General features: G+C 67.1%; 3 protein-coding genes. All 3 read right to left on the bottom strand.

Annotated elements, in window-relative coordinates:
* Positions 1-61: 61 nt before the first annotated feature.
* From IE98_RS0141255 to IE98_RS0141245, 3 genes are read right to left on the bottom strand one after another with little or no spacing between them, the layout of a single operon-like run.
* On the bottom strand, positions 62-1,024 hold the full coding sequence (locus IE98_RS0141255) for a hypothetical protein (RefSeq protein ID WP_030277837.1): 963 nt from the start codon (positions 1,022-1,024) through the stop codon (positions 62-64).
* Positions 1,021-3,510 carry a site-specific integrase gene (locus tag IE98_RS0141250; RefSeq protein ID WP_234443890.1) on the bottom strand — a complete coding sequence of 830 codons (2,490 nt, stop codon included), beginning with the start codon at positions 3,508-3,510 and terminating at the stop codon, positions 1,021-1,023. The genes IE98_RS0141255 and IE98_RS0141250 overlap by 4 nt, the downstream gene beginning before the upstream one ends.
* On the bottom strand, positions 3,503-4,702 hold the full coding sequence (locus tag IE98_RS0141245; RefSeq protein WP_078661713.1) for a tyrosine-type recombinase/integrase: 1,200 nt from the start codon (positions 4,700-4,702) through the stop codon (positions 3,503-3,505). The genes IE98_RS0141250 and IE98_RS0141245 overlap by 8 nt, the downstream gene beginning before the upstream one ends.
* Between the last annotated feature and the right edge of the window lie 69 nt (positions 4,703-4,771).

The following is a 4,771-nucleotide window of genomic DNA, read 5'->3' as shown; positions in this document are numbered from 1 at the left end:
GCTTCTCTGCACCTTGTCAACGCGCATGCTCAGGGGCGCCGGGTTGGCGCCCCTGAGCTCGTCAGGCTTCTCCCGCAGACGCAACTTCCCGGTTGCGGGCGTAGAAGGTCTGGTTCCGGTCGTAGAGGTCCAGCTCGAAGTCGATGGTGGCGACCTTGATCGCTGACTCGATGAGGAATTGTCGGCAGAACTCGAACTCATCCATGCCGAACTCGGCATGAACCAGTTCAGGCATCACGTTCTGGTACTCGTCGTCGCTGCCATCGGGCTTGACTTGGTGATAGACGCGCGGGACGATCATGGCAAATCTAGCATATTGGTGATAGTCGATGCCTGCCGCCATGATGCGCATGGCGTGCTGCAACTCCTCGATCGCACCGGTGACTTGGCGGATCTCGGCAGTGCTGTCGCTGTGGAACATGCGGATGGGCTTGAACTGGAACGGGCTGTAGCCGTTTGCGCTCAGCTTGGGTGCCCCGAACCTTTGGATCATGACGTCGAATGCGACGCTGAGGTCCGCGAGTGCTTCAACGATTTCGCCGGCGTCGGCTTTTGTCTGAGCGCGCCGAAGGCGAGTGCTGAGGATCTCGTCGGTCACCAGGTCGGCCATGTCGAGCGTGTGGAAGTCGACGCCGAAGACCAGCTGGGTGGCATCGACGAGGAAGGTGGTGACGTCTCCTCGGACCTGTTCGATGTCCGCTTGGGAGGGGATCGAGCCGTGGTGCTTGAATCCGACGCGGAGCTTGTTCATGCGGTCCATGGCCTTCTTGCTGGGCAGCTGGGTCCCGGCGGGCAGGCTGGCGCCGAGCGATGTCCAGTAGTCGGCGAAGTTGACCTGCGTCTTCATGTTCACCTGCAGGTGTTCAGCCGCGAGGATGAGGAACAGCTCCACTCCATCGTGAAACGACAGGATTGACTTCGCCGACAGCGGGCTGGCTCTGCGGGACTCGTCGACACCGCTGGTGAACAGGAATCGGACGAGCGCCAGCCGCTGGACGACAAGGCGGTCGAGGGAGCGAGTCACTGCGGCTCCTGGGGTTGCAGTCGGGGCAGGCCGAGGTGGACAGGACCGCGCCGAGACTGGCGCTCGACGTCCGAGCGCTTCGACCGGAGGAAGGTCAGTGTGAGGTCGATGCCCTCGATCTCACCGAGCCACTGCTCGGCCTCGGCCCGGTGACGGCGCATCACCAGATCTTTCTCCAATTCGTCCAGGCGCGCGAGCATTTTTGGGTTGACCTGGAGCATGGGACAGCGGATGCAGGCGTGTTCGTGCTGGCAGGGCGAGCCGTAGGGGCGAGCGCAGTTCCCGAGCTCGACCTTGCGCCGGTCGAAGTGCTCCTCGAACTCGGTCCACTCCTCGGGGGTGATCTGGGCGTATTCCTCCTCTGGCCGCAGGGTGCGGCGGTTGTTGAGGAACTGCTGGAAGGACTTGACGACGTCCTCGGCGAAGACGGCGACGTAGCCCTGGGTGGTCTGGAGGTTGAGGTGGCCGAGCAGGGCGGCGCCGATGTGGATGGGCAGGCCGCCGTTGACGATCTCGGTGGCGAAGAGTCTGCGGAAGTCGTGTGGGGTGAACTTGGTGCCGTGGAAGGCGGGGTTGGTCTGGGCGATCTCCTCGCAGCTGCGGCCGACCATGTTCAGCACGGTGGCCGGGGCCATGACGTTGAGGACGGTGCCGAGCCTGCGCTGGAAGAGGAACGGCATGGGCTCTGACCAGGTCTTCTCGTGGCTGTCGTAGCGGCTGAGGAGTTGGATGGGCCGGCCGCCGCGGGTGAGGCGGCGGATGATCTGGGCGACGGCGTGGAACAGTTCGGCGGACATCGGGATGACCCGTTCGCGTTCGCTTTTGGACGGGGCGACGACCAGCAGGGCGATGACCTCGCCGTTCGGACGTTCGTATTGGCGGATGCTGAGGTGGGTGAGCTCGACGAGTTCCTCGACGCGGATGCCGCTGTGTCGGAGCACTTCGACGGCGGCCCATTCCCAGAACGCGCTGTCCTCGGCGAGGGTGAGGTTGATCGTCTCGCCGCTGGTGTGGTCGACGATGCGGACGGCCGGCTCGGTGAGGAGCTTGGCGTGGCGCTGGTCCTCGCGGGAGTTGGTGCGGCTGTAGCGGTGTCCGTTGTGGGTGAAGGGCTGTCCGAGTGGGACGGGGCGGGCGGCTTCGAGCAGGCCGGCCAGGTGTTCGTGTCGGTCATCGACGTGGCGGACCAGGACGGGTAGCAGGGGCTGGCGGATGCGGGTGCGGTCGGCCATGCGCCGGTTGATCTCGCGCCGCCGCTTGCCGAAGCCCTTGAGGTCGCGGGGCAGGATCGGGCAGGGGACGACCCAGTGGGCCCAGCGGTCCGGTTCGGCGACGGCCCAGCTGTGCAGGTCCATGTAGAGAGCGCGGACGGCCAGCAGGACGGTGGCGGGGTCCTTGCGTCGGCGGGTGAAGTCGGTGCGGCCGTCCTTGCGCCAGTACTGAATTTCGGCTCGCCACTGGTCGTAGAGCTCCGGGCTGAGCGCGAGGTCCTTCTGGCCGGGGTTGAGCTCCTCGATGACGTCCCAGAACAGGCCGGCGATGTTCCGGGCGAGTCCTTCGAGGGTGTTGTAGTCGGTGTCCGCCCGGCGGCGGGTCAGGTAGTCGACCAGTAGCTGGCGGATGCCAACGTTCTTGAGCTGGTAGCGGTCGACGAGTTCCTCGACGGTGCGCTGGCCGTCGTAGATGAACGTCCGCAGCGTGGGCGCGGTGCCGGCCGGGAAGTGCCCGATCTTGTGGAGGATCTCCCAGGCGGCCAGGGCGGAGAAGCGGGTGGTGTCGTTGTTGGCCCCCGGCGTGACGCCGAGCCGCTTGCACTCCAGCGAGTAGTGCAGCAGGGCCGAGGGGGTCAGGTCCTCCAGAGCGATGCCCTGGGTTGTGAGAGCGCATGCGATGTCGAGCTTGGCGCGGTTGCGGTGGTCCTCGCTGATCCGGAGTTGGGCGTCGACCCCCGTGTAGTACTCGTCGAGGCGGGGGTCGTTCTGGATCTTGCGGAAGGTCTCGGGGTATTCGGTGAACTTGTTCGCCCGGAACCCGGAGAGCGAGGGCTGGATGATCCGGGCGGCAAACGCCGTCCGAAGCGCTGCGGTCGCGTTGCTGCCGTCGTAGCCGACCCCGGGGCGGCCCAGGATGTTGACCGCGGGGGCCTTCTCGGCGTTGAACCCGCTCGCCTCCCAGCGCTCCTGCCAGGTGCTGCCCGGCAGGGTCTCAAGGTGGCCGAACAGCACCCGGGCGCCGGCGCGGAGCTTCATAGTCCCCGACCGGGTGCGGGCCGGAAGGAGGTCGCGGAACAGGTCGGCGATCTCCTCGACGCCGGCGGTCGACCAGTCCCCGACCGGGGCAGGCGGCTTCTCGGGCCTGGGCGCCGGGACGGCCTTGACCATGGCGCTGGTGAAGCGCGTCGGCTCGGTCTTGCGGGGATTCTCGTCGTAGTTCTGGCGTCGGTTGCGGGTGGTGTAGGTGTCGGCGAGGAACCCGCGGCTAGCCACCGAACACCGCCTTCATGTCCTCGGGGTCGTAGCCGGGAGCGAAGGTCCGTTGAACGCGGGGGCGGTTGTAGTGGGCCTGGAGGGCGTCGAAGAGGTCCTCGACGCGGCCGTGCAGGTAGCGGCCGGTGGTGGCCAGGTCGGAGTGTCGTAGGATCACGCGGACCTGGGAGAGGGTGAGGTTGGGGTCGTTGGCCATGCGCTCGGCGGCGGTGTGCCGCAGGTCGTGCAGGGTCCAGTTGGTGCCGAGCTTGTCGTTGGCGCGCTGGATCACGCGGCGCATCGCGCCGTAGGTCAGTGGCCGGTCCGGCCCGCGGCGGGTTCGCAGGACTGGCTCGTTCGCTGGCGGCAGGCCGATCGCGTCGAGGTAGGCGGCCAGGACGATGAGGGCCTGTGGGCTGGCCGGGACCTGTTCGAGATCATCGGTGCCCTTGGTGACGACCCAGAACAGCTGCTTGGCCCAGTCGATGTCGCATGGTCGGACGCCGAGGAGCTCGCTCGCGCGGGCGCCGCTGGAGACGTAGAGCAGGATGGCGGCGCGGTCGCGGTCGCAGGTCATCGCCTCGAAGAACTCGTCCCAGAGAGAGTCGGGGATCGAACGCGGCGGGGCCTTGGGGACCTTCTGGCGGAGGCGTGCCCGGCGGAACGGCGAGATCGGGCTGTCCGGGGCCTTGTGGGCCAGGGCCCGGCGCATGGCCGCCGACTCGGGGACCGGGTTGATCAGCGGGCCGCGGTTGTAGTGCCGGTGGTAGGCGTAGAAGCTGCTGACGACGGTCAGGCAGTGGTTGATGGTGCTGGGCGCGTAGCCGGCCTTGAGGTAGCGCTTGCCGGTGCGGGGGTTCACCGACCCGGGCGGCGGTGAGTCCGGGTTGCTGCGGCGGCGCTGCGGGTTCGGCGCGATGCGCAGCCAGCCGACCATCGCGGTGGCCTCGGCCTCTGTCGCGCGGTCCCAGTCGATGTCGAGGTGCCAGAGCACCCGGAACCATCGCAGCAGGTCGTAGGCGTAGCTCTTGGCGGTAAGGGGCCGGTTGTCGTCCAGGACCAGGCCGAGGAGGTACGAGGCGACCGGGGCGACGGCGTTGCCGTCAGCGTCGAGGACAGCGTACCCGGGTATGGACTCGATCTTGGTGACGGACCCGATCCGGGGCACATCGGTCTGCCCCTCGATCAGCTGGCGGTGGAGGTCTTGCTGCACAACGTTCCTTGCAGATAGGGATCGTCTCGCTCCATGATCAGAAGCGATTAGTGCAGTTAACACACCAGA

The organism is Streptomyces sp. NRRL B-24484, from assembly GCF_000717715.1.
In the GTDB taxonomy this organism is placed as follows: Bacteria; Actinomycetota; Actinomycetes; order Streptomycetales; family Streptomycetaceae; genus Kitasatospora.
The sequence above is the reverse complement of the archived record's forward strand: the minus strand, read 5'-3'. Positions and strand labels throughout refer to the sequence as shown.